At 70.7% G+C, this 22566-nt stretch carries 11 protein-coding genes, 3 rRNA genes and 2 pseudogenes; 14 read left to right on the top strand and 2 right to left on the bottom strand.

Features of this window, described 5'->3' with window-relative positions; all coding sequences use genetic code 11:
- Nucleotides 1–32 precede the first annotated feature (32 nt).
- From AC1VL8_RS00080 to AC1VL8_RS00045, 8 genes and pseudogenes are all read left to right on the top strand, one after another.
- Nucleotides 33–1328, top strand: a complete 1296-nt coding sequence (locus tag AC1VL8_RS00080) for an ABC transporter substrate-binding protein (protein ID WP_483073668.1) — start codon at nt 33–35, stop codon at nt 1326–1328.
- A 76-nt stretch (nt 1329–1404) separates the two neighbouring features.
- Nucleotides 1405–2355 carry a carbohydrate ABC transporter permease gene (locus AC1VL8_RS00075; protein ID WP_389230580.1) on the top strand — a complete coding sequence of 317 codons (951 nt, stop codon included), beginning with the start codon at nt 1405–1407 and terminating at the stop codon, nt 2353–2355.
- Complete coding sequence (locus tag AC1VL8_RS00070) at nt 2355–3290, top strand: carbohydrate ABC transporter permease (RefSeq protein ID WP_483073667.1); 936 nt, start codon at nt 2355–2357, stop codon at nt 3288–3290. The genes AC1VL8_RS00075 and AC1VL8_RS00070 overlap by 1 nt, the downstream gene beginning before the upstream one ends.
- An 11-nt stretch (nt 3291–3301) precedes the next feature.
- Nucleotides 3302–5572, top strand: a pseudogene (gene yicI / locus AC1VL8_RS00065) (alpha-xylosidase).
- A gap of 122 nt (nt 5573–5694) precedes the next feature.
- Nucleotides 5695–7150: pseudogene (locus AC1VL8_RS00060) on the top strand (glycoside hydrolase family 1 protein).
- Between the two features lie 100 nt (nt 7151–7250).
- Nucleotides 7251–7562, top strand: a complete 312-nt coding sequence (locus AC1VL8_RS00055; protein WP_483073666.1) for a hypothetical protein — start codon at nt 7251–7253, stop codon at nt 7560–7562.
- Between the two features lie 39 nt (nt 7563–7601).
- Nucleotides 7602–8441 (top strand): alpha/beta hydrolase, encoded by an 840-nt coding sequence (locus AC1VL8_RS00050; RefSeq protein ID WP_483073665.1) that lies wholly within the window; start codon nt 7602–7604, stop codon nt 8439–8441.
- Complete coding sequence (locus tag AC1VL8_RS00045) at nt 8438–9247, top strand: alpha/beta fold hydrolase (protein ID WP_483073664.1); 810 nt, start codon at nt 8438–8440, stop codon at nt 9245–9247. The genes AC1VL8_RS00050 and AC1VL8_RS00045 overlap by 4 nt, the downstream gene beginning before the upstream one ends.
- 33 nt (nt 9248–9280) lie before the next feature.
- Here the strand turns inward: AC1VL8_RS00045 and AC1VL8_RS00040 are convergent, their stop codons facing one another.
- A complete protein-coding gene (locus AC1VL8_RS00040) occupies nt 9281–9775 on the bottom strand; it encodes a hypothetical protein (RefSeq protein WP_389230560.1) in 495 nt (164 codons plus the stop codon).
- Nucleotides 9772–12015, bottom strand: a complete 2244-nt coding sequence (locus AC1VL8_RS00035) for a coiled-coil domain-containing protein (protein WP_483073663.1) — start codon at nt 12013–12015, stop codon at nt 9772–9774. The genes AC1VL8_RS00040 and AC1VL8_RS00035 overlap by 4 nt, the downstream gene beginning before the upstream one ends.
- A gap of 219 nt (nt 12016–12234) precedes the next feature.
- Here AC1VL8_RS00035 and AC1VL8_RS00030 point away from each other — a divergent pair, with 219 nt between their 5' ends.
- The 6 genes from AC1VL8_RS00030 (at nt 12235) to rrf (ending at nt 21830) form a co-directional block, all read left to right on the top strand.
- Nucleotides 12235–13977, top strand: coding sequence for a hypothetical protein (locus AC1VL8_RS00030; RefSeq protein ID WP_483073662.1), 1743 nt, complete (start codon nt 12235–12237; stop codon nt 13975–13977).
- Nucleotides 13974–14993 carry a DUF8094 domain-containing protein gene (locus AC1VL8_RS00025; RefSeq protein WP_483073661.1) on the top strand — a complete coding sequence of 340 codons (1020 nt, stop codon included), beginning with the start codon at nt 13974–13976 and terminating at the stop codon, nt 14991–14993. Before AC1VL8_RS00030 ends, AC1VL8_RS00025 begins: the two co-directional genes overlap by 4 nt.
- Nucleotides 14994–15030: 37 nt before the next feature.
- Entirely contained in the window at nt 15031–15972 is a 942-nt protein-coding gene (locus AC1VL8_RS00020; protein ID WP_483073660.1) for a co-chaperone YbbN, read from the top strand.
- A 620-nt stretch (nt 15973–16592) separates the two neighbouring features.
- Nucleotides 16593–18113 (top strand): 16S ribosomal RNA (locus AC1VL8_RS00015).
- Between the two features lie 387 nt (nt 18114–18500).
- Nucleotides 18501–21612: ribosomal RNA gene (locus AC1VL8_RS00010) — 23S ribosomal RNA — on the top strand.
- Nucleotides 21613–21713: 101 nt separating this feature from the next.
- Nucleotides 21714–21830, top strand: a 5S ribosomal RNA gene (rrf, locus tag AC1VL8_RS00005).
- Together the 16S, 23S and 5S rRNA genes form the textbook arrangement of a ribosomal RNA operon.
- Nucleotides 21831–22566 lie beyond the last annotated feature (736 nt).

Raw genomic sequence — 22566 nt, 5'->3', positions numbered from 1 at the left:
GACGTGTGATGGCAGTTCAGCGGAAGCGGAAGGTGGCTGCGGCCGGAGCGTTCGTGCTCGCCGGCGTGCTCGCCCTGACGGCGTGCGGCGGCGACAGCGGCGGCGGTGGCGGGGACGGCGGCGACGCCGACACCCTGACCATCTGGCACTACGAGAACGACGACTCGGCGATGGGCCAGGCCTGGGCGCGCGCCGTCGAGATCTTCGAGGAGGAGAACCCGGACGTCGACGTCGTCGTCGAGAACCAGACCTTCGAGCAGATCCAGAAGAACGCCAAGATCTTCCTCACCGGCGACGACGTCCCGGACGTCATGGAGTACAACAAGGGCAACGCCACCGCCGGCCAGCTCGCGTCGCAGGGCCTCATCACCCCGCTGACCGACGAGGCCGAGTCCCGCGGCTGGACCGACACCCTCCCGGCGTCGATCCAGACCACCGCGATGTACGACGAGCAGGGCCTGATGGGCTCCGGCGACTGGTACGGGGTGCCGAACTACGGCGAGTTCGTCGGCGTCTACTACAACCAGGACATGCTCGACGCGCAGGGCCTGACCCAGCCCACGACGTTCGACGAGTTCGAGGCCGCCCTCGCCACGTTCAAGGCCGCGGGCATCACGCCGCTGGCCGAGGCCGGCGCCGAGTACCCGATGGGCCAGCTCTGGTACGAGCTCGTGCTGCACTACGCGGACCGCGACCTGGTCGACGCGTACCAGCTGTTCACCGAGGACGTCGACTTCCAGGACGAGGCGTTCACCCAGGCCACCGAGAAGCTCGACGAGTGGATCAAGGCCGGCTACGTGGCCTCCGACTCCGCGGCGCTGACCGCCGAGGACATGGGCGTCTCCTTCATCAACGGCACCTACCCGATCATGGTCTCCGGCTCCTGGTGGTTCGGCCGCCTGACCGAGGAGATCCCGTTCACGTGGAGCCAGGCGCTGTTCCCGGAGAACACCATGCACCCGGGCTCGTCCGGCAACCTGTGGGTCGTCCCGGAGAACGCCACCGCCAAGGACCTCGCCTACGAGTTCATCGACATCACGCTGCGCCCCGAGGTGCAGGAGATCCTCGGCCAGGCCGGTGGCCTGCCCGTCGCGGGTGACTCGTCCGCCATCACGGACGAGAAGACCAAGGAGATGACCGAGAACTTCGAGTCGATCCTCGCCGAGGACGGTCTGGCGTACTACCCCGACTGGCCGGTGCCGGGCTTCTACGACGTGATCGTCAGCGAGCTCCAGTCGCTGATCAACCAGTCGAAGACCCCGTCCGAGGTGCTCGACGGCCTGTCCTCCGCGTACGAGGACGGCAAGACGGACCTGCTCGAGGGCTGACCGCCCGACGGGCCCGGCCGGCGACCGCACGCCGCCGGCCGGGCCCGGACACCCGCACCGCACCTCGAGGAGCCGTATGACCACCGTCGACCGCGCCGCGCCGCCCACCCGGCGCCGCAGCCGTCGCTCGCGCGACTGGGTCGGGTACCTGCCCTACCTGCTGCCCGGGCTGATCGCCTTCGCCGTCGTCATCCTGATCCCGTTCGGGATGAACATCTGGTACAGCCTGCACAAGTGGAAGGGCGGCAACGCGCCGCTGCGCTGGTACGGGCTGGGCAACTACACCGACCTGCTCGCCGACGAGCAGTTCTGGACGTCGTTCCGGAACTCGATCGCGATGATCCTGGCGATGGTGGTGGTGCCGACCCTGGTCGGCCTGCTGCTCGCGACCACGCTGTTCGACGTGCTCGGCAAGCGGTTCGGGCCGCGCGTGGCCTCGGTGCTGCGTGCCACCTACTACCTGCCGCAGATCCTGCCGGTCGCCGTCGCCGGCGTGCTGTGGAACTGGATCCTCAACTCCCAGACCGGCGCCGTGAACGTGGTGCTGCGGGAGATCGGGGTCGCGAACCCGCCGAACTGGCTCGGCTCGACGGACACCGCGCTGCCCACGGTGATGCTCGTGCTGATCTGGATCCAGATCGGCTACCCCGTGGTGATCTTCATGTCCGCGCTCCAGCGGGTGGACCCCGAGCTGTACGAGGCCGCCGAGCTGGACGGCGCGGGCTGGTGGCACCGGTTCCGCGCGATCACGATCCCGCAGATCAAGCCGGAGACCTTCGTCATCACCCTGACCTGCACGGTCGCCGCGCTGAAGGTGTTCGGCCCGATCTACGTGCTGACCCGCGGCGGCCCCGAGTCCTCGACCCTGGTGCCGAGCTACTACTCGTACCTGAACTTCTTCGACAAGTCGAAGGTCGGCTACGGCGCCGCCATCGCGAACGTCCTGACGGTCCTGATCATCCTCATCGCCGTCGTCATCATGGTGCTGCAGGCCCGCAGCGCCCGCCGTGAGGAGGAGGGTCGCTGATGGCCACCCCGATCGAGACGCTGCCGGCGTCCAGCACCGTCGGGGCGGGCGTCCCGCCCCGGGCCCCGCGCCGTCCCCGCCGCCCGCGGACCGCCGCCGTCGACGCCCGGCACCGCCGCGGCGTCGCCCGCTGGTTCGTGCTCGCCGGCGCGGTGCTGGTGGCCGTCGTCATGATGGTGCCGTTCGTCATCATGGTGCTCAACGCGTTCAAGGCACCCGCGGACTACTCGCAGAACGGCCCGCTGTCGTTTCCCGCGGAGTTCTACACCGACGGGCTGCGCACGTTCTGGGACCGCGTGAACTTCCCGGAGAAGCTGGTCAACTCCATCTGGATCTCCGGGGCCGTGGCCGTCTTCGGCGTGACGCTGTCGCTGTTCAGCGCGTACGCGCTGGGCGTCGGCAAGGTCAAGGGCCGGATGTCGGTCGTCACGCTGTTCCTGCTCGCGAACATGCTGCCGCAGGAGGTGCTGGTCTACCCGCTGTTCCAGATGGCGCAGCAGGTCGGCCTGTCGAACAACCAGTGGTCGGTCATCATCATCTTCACCGTCATCCAGGCGGCGTTCGGCACCTACCTGCTGTCGTCGGTGCTCGGGACGTTCCCGAAGGCCCTGCTCGAGGCCGCGTCGCTGGACGGCGCCGGCCGGTGGCGGACCCTGTGGGGCGTCGTGTTCCCCGTGGTCCGGCCGACCCTGTCGGTCCTGGTGATCTTCTTCTTCATCTGGACCTGGAACGAGTTCTTCATCCCGCTGGTCATGCTCACGACCAACGCCACCCAGACGATCCCCGTCGCCCTCGCGTCGTTGCAGGGCGACCGGATGATGGACGCCCCGACGACCAACGCGGGCGCGCTCGTCTCGATGATCCCGGCGATCGTCTTCTTCCTCATCTTCCAGCGCACGCTGACCCGCGGCATCACCGCGGGTGCGGTCAAGTAGGAGCCCCACCCATGAAGTTCACCGACGGCTACTGGCAGAACCTCCCCGGCGTCACCGTCCTGCGCCCGCGCGCGGTCGACGAGGTGGTGCTCGGCGAGCGGTCCCTGACCGCGTACGCGGGCACCGGGCGGCTCGAGACGCGGGGCGACACGCTCAACCACCCGCTCATCACGATCACGCTGGACTCCCCGGCCGAGGGCGTGCTCGGCGTCACCGTGGAGCACCACCAGGGCGCGGCGCCCGCCGGCCCCGCGTTCGAGCTGCACGACACCCGCCCGGACGTGACCGTGGCCGGTCCGACCGCGGGAGACGGCCGTGCGTCGCTCACCACCGGCAACCTCACCGCCCGCGTCGCGACGTCGGGGGAGTGGGCGCTGGAGATCGAGGTCGACGGCCGGGTCGTGACCGGGTCCTCGTCGCGCGGCGTCGGCGTGGTCACCGACGCGCAGGGCCGGCCGTTCGTCCGCGAGCAGCTCGCTCTGGGCGTCGCCGACCACGTCTACGGGCTCGGCGAGCGGTTCACCGCGTTCGTCAAGAACGGGCAGACCGTCGACGTGTGGAACGCCGACGGCGGCACCTCGTCCGAGCAGGCCTACAAGAACGTGCCGTTCTACCTGACGGACGCGGGCTACGGCGTGCTGGTCGACCACCCCGGCCACGTGTCGTTCGAGGTCGGCTCGGAGGTCGTGTCCCGGACCCAGTTCAGCGTGCCGGGGCAGCGGCTGCGCTACTACGTCGTCGCCGGCCCGACGCCGAAGGACGTGCTCCGCCGCTACACCGCCCTGACGGGGCGCCCGGCGAAGGTGCCGGACTGGTCGTACGGGCTGTGGCTGTCGACCTCGTTCACCACCTCGTACGACGAGGAGACGGTGATGTCGTTCATCGACGGCATGGCCGAGCGCGGGCTCCCGCTGTCGGTGTTCCACTTCGACTGCTTCTGGATGCGCCAGTTCCACTGGTGCGACTTCGTGTGGGACCCCGCGACGTTCCCCGACCCGGAGGGCCTGCTGAAGCGGCTGCACGACCGGGACCTGCAGGTCTGCGTGTGGATCAACCCGTACATCGCGCAGCGCTCGCACCTGTTCGAGGAGGGTCGCGAGCTCGGCTACCTGGTGCAGCGCGCCGACGGCTCGGTGTGGCAGTGGGACCTGTGGCAGTCCGGCATGGCGCTGGTCGACTTCACCAACCCCGACGCGACCGCCTGGTACCAGGGCAAGCTGCGGGCGCTGCTCGACATGGGCGTCGACGCCTTCAAGACCGACTTCGGCGAGCGGATCCCGACCGACGTCGTCTGGCACGACGGCTCCGACCCCGAGCGGATGCACAACTACTACACGCAGCTCTACAACAAGGCCGTCTTCGAGCTGCTCGAGGACGTCAAGGGCGAGGGCGAGGCCGTGCTGTTCGCCCGGTCCGCGACCGCGGGCGGCCAGCAGTTCCCGGTGCACTGGGGCGGCGACTGCGAGTCGACGTTCGTGTCGATGGCGGAGTCGCTGCGCGGCGGGCTGTCGCTCGCGGCGTCCGGGTTCGGCTACTGGTCGCACGACATCGGCGGGTTCGAGGGCACGCCCGACGCCGCGGTGTTCAAGCGCTGGCTGGCGTTCGGCCTGCTGTCGTCGCACTCGCGGCTGCACGGGTCCAGCTCTACCGGGTGCCCTGGGCGTTCGACGACGAGTCGGTGAAGGTGACGCAGCAGTTCACCGAGCTCGAAGCTGTCGCTGATGCCGTACCTGTCGGCGGTGGGTCGCGAGGCGCACACCGACGGTCTGCCGGTGATGCGGCCGATGGTCGTGGAGTTCCCCGACGAGCCCGGTGCGGCGTCCGTCGACACCCAGTACATGCTCGGGGAGTCGCTGCTGGTCGCGCCGGTGTTCACCGCCGACGGGGACGTCGACGTCTACGTGCCCGAGGGCGAGTGGACGTCGTTGCTCGACGGCTCGACGGTGTCCGGCCCGCGGTGGCACCGCCAGCAGCACGGGTTCGGGTCGCTGCCGCTGCTCGTGCGGCCCGGCACCGTCCTGCCGGTCGGCGCGCGCACGGACCGGCCGGACTACGACCACGCCGAGGGCGTCACCCTGCGGCTGTTCGGCCTGGCCGACGGGCACGACTCGACGACGACGGTCGCGCGTCCGGACGGCGAGGCCGCGTTCCGGGTGACCCGCTCCGGCGGGACCGTGCGGGTCGCCGTGACCGGTGCCGTGCCGTCCGCGTGGTCCGCCGCCCACGGGCTCGGCTCGCCGGTCGCGGCCGACGGCGACACGCTGGAGCTGCCCGCCGTGTGAGCGTCGCGCTCCCGCTCCGCCCGCCGTCCGTGCGGCAGGAGGAGCGGGAGCGCTTCCACGGTCCTGTATCGTATCGATTCGACACCGCCGTCAGACCGACCCGAGCACCCCGAGGAACCCTGATGACCACCTCTCGTCCCTCCGGACGCCAGTTCCCCGCCGACTTCCTCTGGGGGTCGGCCACCGCGTCGTACCAGATCGAGGGCGCGGCCACCGAGGGCGGTCGCGGACCGTCCATCTGGGACACGTTCTCCGCGAAGCCCGGCGCCGTCCTGGGCGGCGACACCGGCGCCGTCGCCGCCGACCACTACCACCGCGTCCCCGAGGACGTCGCGCTGATGCAGAGCCTCGGCCTGCAGGCCTACCGGTTGTCGATCGCCTGGCCGCGCGTCCAGCCGACCGGCTCGGGGGAGTGGAACGCCGAGGGCATCGCGTTCTACGCCGACCTCGTCGACCGCCTCACCGCCGCCGGCATCAAGCCCGTCGTCACGCTCTACCACTGGGACCTCCCGCAGCCGCTCGAGGACGCCGGCGGCTGGGCGAACCGCGACACCGCCTACCGGTTCGCCGACTACGCCCGCAAGCTCGCCGAGGAGCTCGGCGACAAGGTCACCGTCTGGACCACCCTCAACGAGCCGTGGTGCTCGGCGTACCTCGGCTACGCGTCCGGCGTGCACGCGCCCGGCCGCACCGAGCCCGCCGCGTCGCTCGCGGCGGTGCACCACCTCAACCTCGCGCACGGCCTCGCCGCCCGCGCCATCCGCGACGTCCTCGGCGACGCCGCGCAGATCTCCATCACCCTCAACCTGCACGTCACCCGCGCCGCGTCCGACGCCCCCGAGGACGTCGCCGCCAAGCGCCAGGTCGACGTCGTCGCCAACGAGGTGTTCCTGCAGCCGCTGCTCGAGGGCCGCTACCCCGCCGAGGTCGCGGCGCAGACCGCCGCGGTCTCGGACTGGTCGTTCGTCCAGGACGGCGACCTCGAGCTGATCCGGGTCCCCATCGACCTGCTCGGCGTCAACTACTACTCCACCGGGCGGGTGCAGCGCCTGCACGGCGAGCCCGTCGTCGGTGACGGCAGCCCCGGCGTCGACGGCCACAAGTCGTCCGAGGTCAGCCCCTGGGTCGGCTGCGACGACGTCGAGTGGCTGCCCCAGCCCGGCCCGCACACCGCGATGGGCTGGAACATCGAGCCCGCCGGCCTCACCGAGCTTCCTGGTCGAGCTGCACGAGCGCTACCCGACGCTGCCGCTCGCCGTCACCGAGAACGGTGCCGCGTTCGACGACGAGGTGTCCGCCGACGGCCGCGTGCACGACGTGCCCCGCGTCGAGTACCTGCACGACCACATCGACGCGGTGGGTGCGGCGATGGACGCCGGCGCCGACGTGCGCGGGTACTTCGTCTGGTCGCTGATGGACAACTTCGAGTGGGCCTACGGCTACGACCGCCGGTTCGGCGTCGTCCGCGTCGACTACGACACCCTGGAGCGCACGCCGAAGGACTCGGCGCTCTGGTACCGGGAGCTCATCGCCACCCGCACCATCGCGCCCGCGGAGTCGGCGGCCACGCTGTCCTGACTCCCCGTCACCGCCGGAGGGCGGCCGCCGCACGCCGGTGGCCGCCCTCCGGCGCGTCCCGGTCCTGCCGCACCCACCCGGCCGGGGGAGAATCGGGGGCGTGCCGTCCTCCCGTCGCTCCAGCAAGCGCCCGTACGCCGCGGGGCACGTGCCCCTCGACGTCGAGCGGGTCCGCGGCGGCCGGACCTCCGAGGAGGGCCCGGACGGCAGCTGGACCGTGCAGCGCGTCGGCGGCTCCGAGCGCACCTACCGCTGCCCGGGCTGCGACCAGGAGATCCTGCCCGGCACGCCCCACGTCGTCGCCTGGGCCGCCGACGGGCTGTTCGGCGCCGACGCCGCGCTCGCCGACCGGCGGCACTGGCACGGCGCGTGCTGGTCGGCCCGGTCGCGGCGGGGACCCACCCGCCGCTGACCACCCGTCCCGCGGGACGCGGGACTACCCTCGACGGCGATGACCACCGACGCCGCGCCGACCTCGGCCACCCCCATCCGCTCCCTCACCGTCCTGCCCGCGCACCGCGAGGACGTCGAGCTGCACACCGCCGACGGCCTGACGCTCGTCGGCGAGCTCGCGCTCCCGGTGCACCCGGACGGCACGCCGAAGACGCCCGCGGCGACGCTGGTCACGCTGCACCCGCTGCCCACGCACGGCGGCTACATGGACTCGCACGTGCTGCGCAAGGCCGCGTGGCGGCTCCCCGCCCTGGCCGACGTCGCGGTGCTCCGGTTCAACACCCGGGGCACCAGCAGCCCGCGCGGCACCAGCGACGGCGCGTTCGACGAGGGGCGCTCCGAGAAGCTCGACGTGCACGCCGCCATCGAGCTCGCCGAGTTCCGCGACCTGCCGCACCCGTGGCTCGTGGGCTGGTCGTTCGGCACCGAGCTCGCGCTGATGCACGGCCTCGACCCGGTCGTCGAGGGCGCCGTGCTGCTGTCCCCGCCGCTGCACCGCGCCACCGACGCGGACCTCGACGCGTGGGACGCCGACGGCAAGCCGCTGGTCGTCCTCGTCCCGGAGCACGACGACTACCTGCGGCCCGACGCCGCGCGGGAGCGGTTCGCGCGCGTCCACCAGGCCGAGGTCATCGGGGTCGACGGCGCCAAGCACCTGTGGGTCGGCGAGCCGTACGTCCGGCGGGTGCTCGACGAGATCGTCCGGCACGTCCGGCCCGACGTCGAGACACCGCTGCCGACCACCTGGGACGGGCCCAGCGAGCAGGCCGACCCGCCCGCCGTGCCGCGGTCGGCCGAGGACACCGGGTTCGCCGGCTCGGCGGAGGAGGACGCGTGACGCACGCCCCGACGGCCACAGCCGTCCTGCACGAGCTGCGCCCCGGCACCGGCCCCGGCGACGGCACCGGCACGCCGCTGGTGCTGCTGCACGCGTTCCCGCTCGACGCCCGGATGTGGGCGGACGTCGTGGCGCTGCTGCCCGGCGACGAGCCCGTCCTCGCCGTGGACCTGCCCGGGCTCGGCGCCGCGGCCGCGCACCCGCTGCCGGAGCCGTCGCTCGAGGCGGCCGCCGACGCCGTCGCCGAGGCCCTGACCCGGGCCGGGCACCGGCGCGCGGTCGTCGCCGGGCTGTCGATGGGCGGCTACGTCGCCCTCGCGCTCGCCGAGCGGCACCCCGACCTGGTGGTCGGCCTCGGGCTGCTCGACACCAAGGCCGTGGCCGACGCCGACGAGGCGCGGGCCAACCGGTTGCGCGTCGCCGACGCCGTGGAGGCCGCGGGCACCGTCGACGCCGTGCTGCCGATGGCCGCGGACCTGCTCGGCGCGGCTGCACGGACCCGCGTCGGCGTCGTCGCCCGCGTCGAGGGCTGGATCGCCGCGCAGCCGCCCGCCGGGGTCGCGTGGTCGCAGCGGGCGATGGCGGCCCGGCCGGACCGGCTCGCGGTGCTCGAGGCGTTCCGCGGCCGGCCCGCGCTGGTGCTCGTGGGGGAGGAGGACCGCCCGACGCCGGTGGCCGAGGCCCGCCGCACCGCCGACGCGCTCGGCGTCGAACCGGTGGTCGTCCCCGGGGCCGGGCACCTCACGGCCGTCGAGGACCCGGCCGCGGTCGCCGAGGCGCTGGGCGTGCTGGTCGCGCAGGCCTGACCGGCGGCGTCGGCCCGCGCTGGACCGGCGGTGTCAGCCCGCGGCGGGCGCGTCGCCGAGCGCGCGCGCCAGGGCGACGGGGAGGTCGAGCGACTCGCCGTCCTTGCCGCCCGCCCCGATCACGAGCGGCGGGTCCTGCGGCTCCGGACGCACGCCGCGCAGCCGGCCGGCGAGCGACGGCGGCACCGTCAGCACGTAGAAGCCGCCGTCGGTGCCGACCGCCACGGTGCGGTCCCGGCGCAGGTACCAGCCGGTCAGCGGCGTGCGGTACCGACCGCGCCCGCCGTAGCCCTGCGCGTGCAGCGGCTCGGGCGCGACCCCCCGCGCCCCGGCGTCCGCGACGAACCGCGCGATCAGCTCGCGGGCCCGTGCGGACTCCGCCTGCCGCCGGGCGCGCAGCGCCGCCTCGTGCGCGTCGGCCGCCTCGCGGCGCCGGGAGCGCCAGTCGCCCGCCGGGTCCGTGGGCGCAGCGGCCGGGTCCGAGGGCGCGGCGTCGTCCGCCGCGCCCACGGACTCGTGGTCCGTCACTTGTCGGCCGACGCCGCGGCCACCTCGTCGGCGGGCGCGTCGCCCTCGCCGGCGTCGCCCTGACCGCTCGCGGCCGAGGCCGTGGGGGTCTGGCCGACGGCACCGGCGCGCTGCTGGGCGGCCGGGGTGCCGCGCTCGGGCGTCGGGGCGGGCGACGTGGCGCCGTCGCCCGCGTCGGCCGAGGGCGCGGCGTCGGCTGTCGGCTGCGCCGCCTTCGGCTCGGCGGCCTTCGGCTCCGCGGCCTTCGGCTCGGACGCGGCCGCCGGCTCCGGGGCGGCCGGCTGGGCCACCGCGGGCGTCGCGGCGGACACCGGCGCGGGCCGGCCCTTGCCGCCCTTCGCCGGCCGAGCGGCCGGCCGGGCCGCCTGCTTCTCGAACTGCGCCTGCGCCGCGTCCGCCCGCTCCAGCGTCTGCTTGTTCGGGACCGGGTCGTGGCCCAGGAGGTTGCGGAGCTCGTCCAGGTACGAGGTGATCGACTCGCGCTGCCGGTTCAGGTCCTCGACCTGGCGCGTGGCGGTCGTGCGCTCCCGCTCGGACTCGGCCATCGCCTCCGAGAGCGTCTTCTCGGCGTGCTCGCGGGCCTCGGCCACCACGCGGTCGGCGTTCTGCCGGGCGTTCGACAGCAGCGACTTGCTCTGCTCCTGGGAGTCGACGCGGATCTTCTCCGCCTGCTCCAGCGCCTTCGCGACCCGCTGCTCCGCGTCCGCGGCGTGCGCCTCGGCGTCCTGGACCAGCTTCTCGGTCTCGGCGCGGGCCGTCGCGTACCGCTCGGCGTCGGCGCGCTCGGCGGCCTCCCGCTGCGCGGCGATCGCGAGCTCCGCGTCCGCCAGCTGCTGGCGCGCCTGCGCCACCAGTGCGTCGGCCTCCGTGCGGGCCCGGGCCCGCAGGTCGTCCGCGGTCCGCGACGCGTCGGTCACCTGCCGCTCGACGTCCAGGCGGGTCGCCTCGCGCAGCTCGGCCACCTCGCGGTCCGTGCGCTCGCGCAGCTCGGTCGTCTCCCGCTCCGTCGTGGAGCGCAGCTCGGTCGTCTCGCGCTCGGCGAGGGCCCGCAGCGTCGTGGTCTCGTGCCGGGCGCGGTCGCGCAGCTCGGCGGACTCGCGCTCGGCGCCGGCGCGCAGCTCGGACGCGTACTGCTCGGCCTCGGCCCGCAGGGCGGTCAGCGCCTGCTCGGCCTCCTGCCGCGCGGCGGCGACCTCGTCGGCCACCGCGGCCCGCAGCTCGCCGGTCTCGCGGTCGGCGGTCGCGCGGACGAAGCCGGAGTACTGCTCGGCCTCCGTCCGCAGCGCGGTCGTCTCCACGGCGACCCGCTGCTGGAGCTCGGCCGCGGCGCGCTCGGCGGCGGACCGCACGCCGTCCGCGTACGCCTGGGCGTCCGCCCGCAGCGTGGTGACCTCGTCGCCCACCGCCTGCCGCGCCTCGGCGATCTCGGTCGCGGCCAGCGAGCGCTGCAACGCCGCCCAGCGCTCGGCCTCGGTGCGCAGCTCGGCGAGCTCCGCCGTCACGCGCTGCCGCAGCGCCGTGGTGTCGGCGTCCGCCTGCTGGCGCAGGTCCTGGTCGTAGCGCTCGGCGTCCGCCCGCATCGCGGTCGTCTCGGCCTCGGTCGAGGACCGCAGCGCGGCGGCGGCCTGCTCGGTGCTGATCCGCAGCTCGGTGGTCTCGCGCTCGACCGTCGCGCGCAGGGTGCCGAGCTCGCGCTCCAGGCCCGAGCGGCGCTCGCTCTCCTCGGTCGCGATGGCGGTCTGGATGCGGGCGGCCTCGCGCTCCGCGGAGCCGACCAGCTCCTCGGCGCGGCGCTGCGCGCCGGTGAGGGCGCTCTCCGCCTCGGCGTGCGCGGTCGTGCGCTCCTCCGTCGCCTCGCGCTTCGCGGTCGCCAGCATCTCCGCGACCTCGTTCTCGGCCCGTGCGCGCAGCTGGCCCGCGGCGAGCCGCGCCCGCGCCAGCGCGTCCGACGCCTGCGCGTTGGCCTGCTGCACGACGTCCGACGACTGCTCCTCCGCGGACCGCATCAGCATCTCGATGCGCGAACCCAGCCCCGAGTACGTCGGACGCTCGGCCTCGCGCAGCTGCCGGTGCGCCTCCGACAGCTCGCCGGAGATCTGCAGCACGCGCTCGTCGAGCGAGGCGACCTGTCCACGGGCATCCTGGAGCGCGCGGTCGAGCTCGTCCATGCGGGCGTCGACCGGGGCGCGGTCGTAGCCACGGAAGTTGACCACCGGGAAGGTCGAACGGTCTTCTGCCACGAAGTTCCTCCTGCGGGCGCGCGAGCGCTTGTGAGGACGGCCTCCGGGCGGGAGGCTCAGGGCGTCGGTCGGCCCGCGTCCGCCGTCCAGGGTATCGGGACGAACCCGGCACGGGACACCGTCCTGCGCGAGGTCGTCCGGGGGCGCCGGGACCGCCCCGGTGCCGGGTGTGCCAGGCACCTCGCCTATCCTGGGCCGTCACGTTCGAGAGGAATCCGTGTGCTCCAGCGACTGATCGCCGCCCTGCTCGGGCTGCTCGGCGTCGCCTCGGTGGGACTCGGCGTCGCGTCGGCCACCGCCTGGCGCGCCGACGACCCCCTGATCGCCACCGCCGCGCCCGGGGGCGACGTCCGCACCCTGGTGACCGACCCCGGGGTGCTCGAGCTCGCCGGGGACCCGGTCACCGTCACCGTCCGCGCCGAGGGCTCGCCCGTCGTGCTCGCGATCGGACGGGACACCGACGTGACCGGCTGGGTCGGCTCCGACCCGTACACCCGTGTCACCGGGCTGTCCGACTGGCACACGCTGGCGACGACCGCGGGGGAGCCCGCGACCGACGCACCGTCCACCGACCCCAGCGCCGACGCCGCCGCCGCCGCGACCCCGGTGCCGGAGCCCAGCGCCTCGGCGCCGGCCGCCGACGGTTCCGCGGCGACGGCCGCCGACCCGACCGGCTCGGACATGTGGGTCGTCGAGACGTCCGGCGACGGTTCGGCGTCGCTCGAGTGGCCCGCGCAGGACGGCCGCTGGTCGCTGATCGCGGTCAGCCTCGGCGACACCGCCCCGACGCTCGACCTCTCCTGGCCCCAGACCGTCACCACGCCCTGGCTCTGGCCGGGCGTGGCACTCGGCGTCCTCCTGCTCGCGGTCGCGGCGATCCTCCTGGTGCGTATCGTGCGGCACCGCCACGACGGCGACGAGGCCGAGTGGCACTCCGTCGCCACCGGGACCTTCGCGACCGTCACCGCGCCGCCGGGGAGCATGGCCGCGGCCGCGCGTCCCGGGGCGCCCGGCACCGCGGACGGCGGCCACGCCGCGACGGCCCCGTCGAGCGCCGGTGCAGCGGGTGGGGAGGGCGCGGGCACGGGCGCGTCGGGTGCGGTGCCGCTGGGCACCGTGACGCCGACCACCGGCCCGCTCACCCGGCGTCAGATCCGCGAGGCCGAGGCCGCGGCGGCGGCGCAGCGCAAGGGCCGTCGGCCCGGCACCGGTGCGATCCCGGTGGTGACCGGTGCGACCCCGGTCCTCACCGGTGCGACGCCGGTGGTGACCGGTGCGACGCCGGTGCCCGGTCCCACGCCGGTGCCTGGTTCGACGCCGACGCCAGACGGCGGCTCCGCCGAGCGCCCGCCCGCCGCCCCGCGCGAGGGTGGTCCCGGCCCGACCACGTCGGCGGCCGACCGCCCCACCGGCGTCGTGCCGGCGGTCGCCCCCGTCGCCGCTCCCGGTGCGCCGTCGGCGACGGACCAGCCCGTGCCGGCCGACGAGACCCCGGACGCCGGACGGCGCCGGGGACTCGGTGCCCGGATGCCGTGGAGCCGCACCCCCCGGTCGGCCACGCGCGGACCGGACCAGCCCGGCACCCCCGGCGAGCCCCCCGCCCCGACGGCTCCGGCCACCGGCACGGCGTCGGCAGCAGGGGCGTGGGCCCCCGCACCCGGTGCGGCACCCGCGACCTCGCCGGGGTCCTGGCGCCCCACCCCCCAGCCGGACCAGTCCGCGCCCGGGGGCGCCGCCCCCGCCCGCCCGGGCGGTCGACCCGCCCCCTCGGAGGCACCCTCGGCGGCACCGGGAGCCACGGCCGCCGCGCCGGCCCCGGGCGGACCGGGAGCCGCCGGCGACGAGGAGGCCTCGCGCGCCCAGCGCGCCGACGCCTGGCGTCGCATGTGGGGCTTCCCGGCGGACGGAGAGCCGCAGGCCGAGGACGCGAGCACGCAGCAGGGGACGGAGGAGGACCGGTGACCGCACGCATCCACGGGGGTCGCACCCCTCGTCGCCGCACCGCCGGTGCCGCCGTCGCGCTCGTCGCGCTGCTCGGGCTCGCCGCCTGCGCGAACCCCGTGCCGGAGCCCGTCCCCGACGCGGCCCCGGCGGTCCCCCCGCCGGTCATGGACGTCGCCCGGTCGACCCGGGTGCTCGACCAGGTCGGTGCGGTGCTGGCCGAGCGCGACGCCGCACTGGACCCGGCCGGGCTCGAGGCGCGCCTGAGCGGCCCGGCCCTGGCGATCCGGAGCGCCGAGTACGTGCGCGCCGTCGCCACCAACGGCGAGCGCCCCCCGGTGACGCTGCCCATGACGGCGCAGACGACGATCGTCCCCGACACGGACACGTGGCCGCGCACCCAGATGGTCGTGACCGAGCAGCCCGCCGACCTCCAGGCCCCGCTGCTGCTCGTGCTGCAGCAGGACGGACCGCGCGAGCCCTACCGGCTGTGGAGCTGGGCGCGGCTGGGCCCGTCGGTCCAGATGCCGGCGACGGCGGACCTCTCGGTCGGCAGCGAGCCCGTCGCCGCGGACGACGACACGCTCCTGCTGACCCCGGCGGAGGCGCTCGGGCAGTACGCCGACGTCCTGACGAACGGCGACGCCTCGGCCGCCGCCGCCACGTTCCCGCCGGACTTCTTCCGCACCGCGCTCGGCGAGGCCCGGAACCAGACGGCGGCGAGTCTCCAGGCGGTCGCGACGGTCGCCGAGACGGTCGCCCCGGTCGAGGGGGCGGTGACCGCGCTGCGCACGGCGGACGGGGGAGCGATCGTGGTGGGCCAGCTGAACACCGTCACGACCGTGACCCTCAGCCAGGGCAGCATCACCCTGAACGACCCGTTCGACGCCGCGCTCGCCGGCAAGGGGAGCGTCACCAGCAACCTGGTGCGCACCTGGACCGACGTCGTGGCGCTGTACGTCCCGCCGGCGGGCGCCGCGACGCAGGTGCAGGTCCTGGCCGCGGAGCACGCCCGCACCGCGGTGTCCGGCGAGTGACCACGACAGTCCACGCGAGATCAGGAGCGACACGAGCATGAGCCAGAACCCGGGACCGCAGCCGCGCCTCGACGCGCGCGGCGCGGTGGACCTCTCCGCGCTCGGCCGTCCGGCCACCCCGCCGCCCGGGACCCCGGGCGGGCTGCCGACGCCGGGCCCGTACGTGGTGGACGTCGACACCGAGGGCTTCGCCGCGATGGTCCAGTCCTCGACCGAGCACCCGGTCATCGTCCTGCTGTGGGCCTCGTGGAGCGAGACGAGCATCAACCTCGCCCGTGACCTCGGGACCCTCGCGGACGAGTACGCCGGGCGCCTGCTGCTCGCGCGGATCGACTCGGAGGCCAACCCGCAGATCGCGCAGGCGTTCCAGTCGCAGTCCGTCCCCGCGGTGCTGGCGGTGCTCGCCGGTCAGCCGCTGCCCCTGTTCCAGGGTGCGCCGCAGCTGGACCAGGTCCGCGGCGTGCTCGACCAGGTGCTGGAGGCGGCGGCCGCGAACGGGGTGACCGGCACGGTCGCCCCGCGGGACGTCGCGCCCGAGGCGGTGGCCGAGCCGGAGGAGCCGCCCCTGCCCCCGCTGCACCAGGCGGCGTACGACGCGATCGAGGCCGACGACCTCCCGGCTGCGGCCGCCGCCTACGAGCAGGCCCTGCGGGAGAACCCCCGCGACGACATGGCCCGGGCCGGTCTCGCCCAGGTGGGTCTGCTCACCCGGACGCGCGATGCCGACCTGGCCCAGGTGCGCAAGGCGGCAGCCGACGCGCCGCACGACGTCGACGCCCAGCTGGCCGTCGCGGACGTGGACGTCCTGGGCGGTCAGGTCGAGGACGCGTTCGCCCGGCTCGTCGACACGGTGCGCGTGACCGCCGGCCCCGAGCGGGAGCGGGTGCGGGTGCGGCTCGTGGAGCTGTTCGAGGTCGTCGGCAACGACGACCCGCGCGTCGCCGCCGCTCGTCGCGCGCTCGCCAGCGCGCTGTACTGACCGCACCCCCGGTCGCTGACCGCACCTCCCGTCGGGGTGGCTCCGGGCTCCGGAGCCACCCCGATCTGCGTGAACACGCGGGTGACCGCGATCACGTCCTGCGAAGTTGACGCTCCGGTCCGGCCTGCGTAATGTTCTACGACGTCGCCCGGCAGGGAGGAACGGACACCGGAGAGCATCCGGTGGCTGGTCCCGCGGACGACAACCCCCTCAGCTCGACCGGTACGGGTACTTCGGTTCCCGGATCTCGTCGCGCCGAGCATCGATCTGCCTGGTCAGATGGTCCGCACGGACTTGACGGGCCGGAGCGGGTCGGATAAGTTTGAACGGTTGCCTCCGGTCAGGAGCCCGCAAGGGTGAGTGAGGGATGCGCGTCTGTTCTTTGAGAACTCAACAGTGTGCCTAGTAGTTGATGCCAAGATGGTTCATCGGCTCGGGTGGTCGCCTCGTTCGGGGTGGTTGCGTGAGATCGGTGAGTCTTGGTTGACGTGGGATCGGCCCTGCTCCGTCTGGGTCGGACCACAAAGCCAAATTTAACTGATGCCTTGCTCGCCAGCGAGTGGGGTGTCGTTCGTGTGTCGGTGGACTGCTGCTTTCGGGTGGTGGTTGCCATGTAGACATCTACGGAGAGTTTGATTCTGGCTCAGGACGAACGCTGGCGGCGTGCTTAACACATGCAAGTCGAACGGTGAAGCCCAGCTTGCTGGGTGGATCAGTGGCGAACGGGTGAGTAACACGTGAGTAACCTGCCCCTGACTCTGGGATAAGCCTTGGAAACGAGGTCTAATACCGGATACGAGACGCTCGGGCATCCGAAGTGTCTGGAAAGATTTATCGGTCAGGGATGGACTCGCGGCCTATCAGCTTGTTGGTGGGGTAGTGGCCCACCAAGGCGACGACGGGTAGCCGGCCTGAGAGGGCGACCGGCCACACTGGGACTGAGACACGGCCCAGACTCCTACGGGAGGCAGCAGTGGGGAATATTGCACAATGGGCGCAAGCCTGATGCAGCGACGCCGCGTGAGGGATGAAGGCCTTCGGGTTGTAAACCTCTTTCAGCAGGGAAGAAGCGCAAGTGACGGTACCTGCAGAAGAAGCGCCGGCTAACTACGTGCCAGCAGCCGCGGTAATACGTAGGGCGCAAGCGTTGTCCGGAATTATTGGGCGTAAAGAGCTCGTAGGCGGTTTGTCGCGTCTGCTGTGAAAACTCGAGGCTCAACCTCGGGCTTGCAGTGGGTACGGGCAGACTAGAGTGCGGTAGGGGAGACTGGAATTCCTGGTGTAGCGGTGGAATGCGCAGATATCAGGAGGAACACCGATGGCGAAGGCAGGTCTCTGGGCCGCAACTGACGCTGAGGAGCGAAAGCATGGGGAGCGAACAGGATTAGATACCCTGGTAGTCCATGCCGTAAACGTTGGGCACTAGGTGTGGGGCTCATTCCACGAGTTCCGTGCCGCAGCAAACGCATTAAGTGCCCCGCCTGGGGAGTACGGCCGCAAGGCTAAAACTCAAAGAAATTGACGGGGGCCCGCACAAGCGGCGGAGCATGCGGATTAATTCGATGCAACGCGAAGAACCTTACCAAGGCTTGACATACACCGGAAACTTCCAGAGATGGTTGCCCCGCAAGGTCGGTGTACAGGTGGTGCATGGTTGTCGTCAGCTCGTGTCGTGAGATGTTGGGTTAAGTCCCGCAACGAGCGCAACCCTCGTCCTATGTTGCCAGCGGGTCATGCCGGGGACTCATAGGAGACTGCCGGGGTCAACTCGGAGGAAGGTGGGGATGACGTCAAATCATCATGCCCCTTATGTCTTGGGCTTCACGCATGCTACAATGGCCGGTACAAAGGGCTGCGATACCGCGAGGTGGAGCGAATCCCAAAAAGCCGGTCTCAGTTCGGATTGGGGTCTGCAACTCGACCCCATGAAGTCGGAGTCGCTAGTAATCGCAGATCAGCAACGCTGCGGTGAATACGTTCCCGGGCCTTGTACACACCGCCCGTCAAGTCACGAAAGTCGGTAACACCCGAAGCCGGTGGCCCAACCCTTGTGGGGGGAGCCGTCGAAGGTGGGACTGGCGATTGGGACTAAGTCGTAACAAGGTAGCCGTACCGGAAGGTGCGGCTGGATCACCTCCTTTCTAAGGAGCATCTGATGCTCACCGCTTAGCGTGGTGGGTGCAGAGGCCAGGCCTGGACCGAACGCGTCCGGGGTGGTGCTCACGGGTGGAACATCAACTACGGCGGCTCATGCAGCTGGTGCGCGTCAGTACCTCGTCTCCTTCGGGAGCGGGTGGAACCTCGTGTGCTGGCAGGGTGTGGGTCGCTGAGGCACGCTGTTGGGTCCTGAGGGAACAGCCCGCTTTGGGGGTGTTGCTTCATGACGGGTCCGGTCGGTCGGTCGAACCGCTGCTGTCGGGTGTCTTTCGGGGCGCTGGGGGGTGGTAGGCGCTGACGTGAGGTCGGGGATCGTTCGTTGTTTGAGAACTGCACAGTGGACGCGAGCATCTTTTATTGTATGTCTTTGTGGTCAAGTTTTTAAGGGCACAGGGTGGATGCCTTGGCACTAGGAGCCGAAGAAGGACGTTGTAGCCTGCGATAAGCCTCGGGGAGTTGGCAAACGAACCGTGATCCGAGGATGTCCGAATGGGGAAACCCCGCACGAGTCATGTCGTGTGACCCGCACCTGAATATATAGGGTGTGTGGAGGGAACGCCGGGAAGTGAAACATCTCAGTACCGGCAGGAAGAGATATTCCGTGAGTAGTGGCGAGCGAAAGCGGATCAGGCCAAACCGTATGCGTGTCAAGCCGGCAGGCGTTGCGTGTACGGGGTTGTGGGACCTTTCAGATGATTCTGCCGAGTCGTCAGGGAGTCAGAAAGTCGCGTGATAGTCGAAGGGCATTGAAAGGCCCGGCACAGAGGGTGGTACCCCCGTAGACGAAATCATGTGGCCTCCCGAAGGGGATCCCAAGTAGCACGGGGCCCGAGAAATCCCGTGTGAATCTGGCAAGACCACTTGCTAAGCCTAAATACTACCTAGTGACCGATAGCGGACAAGTACCGTGAGGGAAAGGTGAAAAGTACCCCGGGAGGGGAGTGAAATAGTACCTGAAACCGTGTGCCTACAATCCGTCGGAGCCTCCCTAGCAGGGGTGACGGCGTGCCTTTTGAAGAATGAGCCTGCGAGTTAGTGGTACGTGGCGAGGTTAACCCGTGTGGGGAAGCCGTAGCGAAAGCGAGTCCGAATAGGGCGACACAGTCGCGTGCTCTAGACCCGAAGCGAAGTGATCTAGCCATGGGCAGGTTGAAGCGCGGGTAAGACCGCGTGGAGGACCGAACCCACCTGGGTTGAAAACCGGGGGGATGACCTGTGGTTAGGGGTGAAAGGCCAATCAAACTTCGTGATAGCTGGTTCTCCCCGAAATGCATTTAGGTGCAGCGTCACGTGTTTCTTGCCGGAGGTAGAGCTACTGGATAGCCGATGGGCCCCACCAGGTTACTGACGTTAGCCAAACTCCGAATGCCGGTAAGTGAGAGCGTGGCAGTGAGACTGCGGGGGATAAGCTCCGTAGTCGAGAGGGAAACAGCCCAGACCACCAGCTAAGGCCCCTAAGCGTATGCTAAGTGGGAAAGGATGTGGAGTTGCACAGACAACCAGGAGGTTGGCTTAGAAGCAGCCACCCTTGAAAGAGTGCGTAATAGCTCACTGGTCAAGTGATTCCGCGCCGACAATGTAGCGGGGCTCAAGTATACCGCCGAAGCTGTGGCATTCACACTTGCGCTAGGCCTTCGTGGTCCAGGCGTGTGGATGGGTAGGGGAGCGTCGTGTGGCGGGTGAAGCTGCGGGGTAACCCAGTGGTGGACGCTACACGAGTGAGAATGCAGGCATGAGTAGCGAAAGACGGGTGAGAAACCCGTCCGCCGAATGAACAAGGGTTCCAGGGCCAGGCTAATCCGCCCTGGGTAAGTCGGGACCTAAGGCGAGGCCGACAGGCGTAGTCGATGGACAACGGGTTGATATTCCCGTACCGGCGAAGAACCGCCCATACCGAGCCCGGTGATGCTCAGCGCCCGAGTCGTAGCACCGATTCCTTCGGGAGTCACCGCTACGAGGAGCGCGCGACCCGATCCGGTAGTAGGTAAGCGTATTAACAGGAGTGACGCAGGAAGGTAGCCCAGCGTGGCGATGGTTGTCCACGTCCAAGGCCGTAGGGCGAGTGGTAGGCAAATCCGCCACTCATCAAGCCTGAGAACCGATGGTGACAGCGTATGCTGGATGATTGGGTGATCCTATGCTGCCGAGAAAAGCTTCGACGCGAGGTTCTAGCCGCCCGTACCCCAAACCGACTCAGGTGTTCAGGTAGAGAATACTAAGGCGATCGAGAGAATCGTGGTTAAGGAACTCGGCAAAATGCCCCCGTAACTTCGGGAGAAGGGGGGCCTGAAGCGTGTACCGGTTCGCCCGGGAAGCGTGGAGGGCCGCAGAGACCAGGGGGAAGCGACTGTTTACTAAAAACACAGGTCCGTGCGAAGTCGCAAGACGATGTATACGGACTGACGCCTGCCCGGTGCTGGAAGGTTAAGAGGACGGGTCAGCCGCAAGGCGAAGCTCAGAATTTAAGCCCCAGTAAACGGCGGTGGTAACTATAACCATCCTAAGGTAGCGAAATTCCTTGTCGGGTAAGTTCCGACCTGCACGAATGGCGTAACGACTTCCCCGCTGTCTCAACCGCGAACTCGGCGAAATTGCACTACGAGTAAAGATGCTCGTTACGCGCAGCAGGACGGAAAGACCCCGGGACCTTTACTATAGCTTGGTATTGGTGTTCGGTGCGGCTTGTGTAGGATAGGTGGGAGACTGTGAAGCCGGCACGCCAGTGTCGGTGGAGTCAACGTTGAAATACCACTCTGGTCGCTCTGGATATCTAACCTCGGTCCGTAATCCGGATCAGGGACAGTGCCTGGTGGGTAGTTTAACTGGGGCGGTTGCCTCCTAAAATGTAACGGAGGCGCTCAAAGGTTCCCTCAGCCTGGTTGGCAATCAGGTGGCGAGTGCAAGTGCACAAGGGAGCTTGACTGTGAGACTGACAGGTCGAGCAGGGACGAAAGTCGGAACTAGTGATCCGGCGGTGGCTTGTGGAAGCGCCGTCGCTCAACGGATAAAAGGTACCCCGGGGATAACAGGCTGATCTTGCCCAAGAGTCCATATCGACGGCATGGTTTGGCACCTCGATGTCGGCTCGTCGCATCCTGGGGCTGGAGTAGGTCCCAAGGGTTGGGCTGTTCGCCCATTAAAGCGGTACGCGAGCTGGGTTTAGAACGTCGTGAGACAGTTCGGTCCCTATCCGCTGCGCGCGCAGGAAACTTGAGAAGGGCTGTCCCTAGTACGAGAGGACCGGGACGGACGAACCTCTGGTGTGCCAGTTGTTCCGCCAGGAGCACGGCTGGTTGGCTACGTTCGGAAGGGATAACCGCTGAAAGCATCTAAGCGGGAAGCCTGCTTCAAGATGAGGTTTCCATGCCCCCTCGAGGGGTGAGAGGCTCCCGGCTAGACCACCGGGTAGATAGGCCGGATGTGGAAGAGGGGACTAACGACCCTCGCAGCTGACCGGTACTAATAAGCCGATAACTTCACCACAACATCATTGTTGCTACGCGTCCACTGTGCGGTTCCCGAACCGCGAGCACCGTCACCACACCCGTGTGGTGACGCCCGTTGCTCAGCTAGTTCGACCGAGTTACGGCGGTCATAGCGAAGGGGAAACGCCCGGTCCCATTCCGAACCCGGAAGCTAAGCCCTTCAGCGCCGATGGTACTGCACTCGCCAGGGTGTGGGAGAGTAGGACGCCGCCGGACACCATTTCGCGAAGAGCCACCCCGCAAGGGGTGGCTCTTTGTGTTTCCCCACCCCCTGCACGCCCACCCGCGCACGGCACTGCTCGGCCCCCCGGGGATGGCGGAGCTTCCCCGGCGCGGCATCCCTGCGTACACCCGGACTGCCATCTCGGCCCCCCAGGGCCCGGGCATCGACGAGAGGTCACGACATGCCGGCCCGCGAGGCCGCGCACCCGCGTGTCGTGACCACTCGCCACGCGATCACACCCGCGCGGGCGCGCACGTCCGAGATCGGCCGAAGCCGGGTGCGCTCACGTACCCACGCGTGCGCGTCACCGCCCTACCCGGACGACAGTCCCCGCTGAGATCGCAGGGCTCGCCTGCGCGCCGACACCCGGGCAGACGCGCAGGATGCCATCTCGGCGCCCCAGGGTCGTCGGGCTTCGACGAGAGGTCACGACACGCTGGCCCGCTGCGCCGCGGACCCGCGTGTCGTGACCACTCGCCACGCGATCACACCCGCGCGGGCGCGCACGTCCGAGATCGGCCGAAGCCGGGTGCGCTCACGTACCCACGCGTGCGCGTCACCGCCCTACCCGGACGACAGTCCCCGCTGAGATCGCAGGGCTCGCCTGCGCTCCCACGCCCGAGCAGACGCTCGGAACGCCATCTCGCCGACCCCGGTCCACGAGCCCCGACGAAAGGTCACGACACGCCGGCCCCCGACGCCGCGCACCCGCGTGTCGTGACCACTCGC

It is taken from the genome of Cellulomonas sp. KU4C, assembly GCF_056868065.1.
This window is presented reverse-complemented; position numbering and strand designations above follow the sequence as displayed.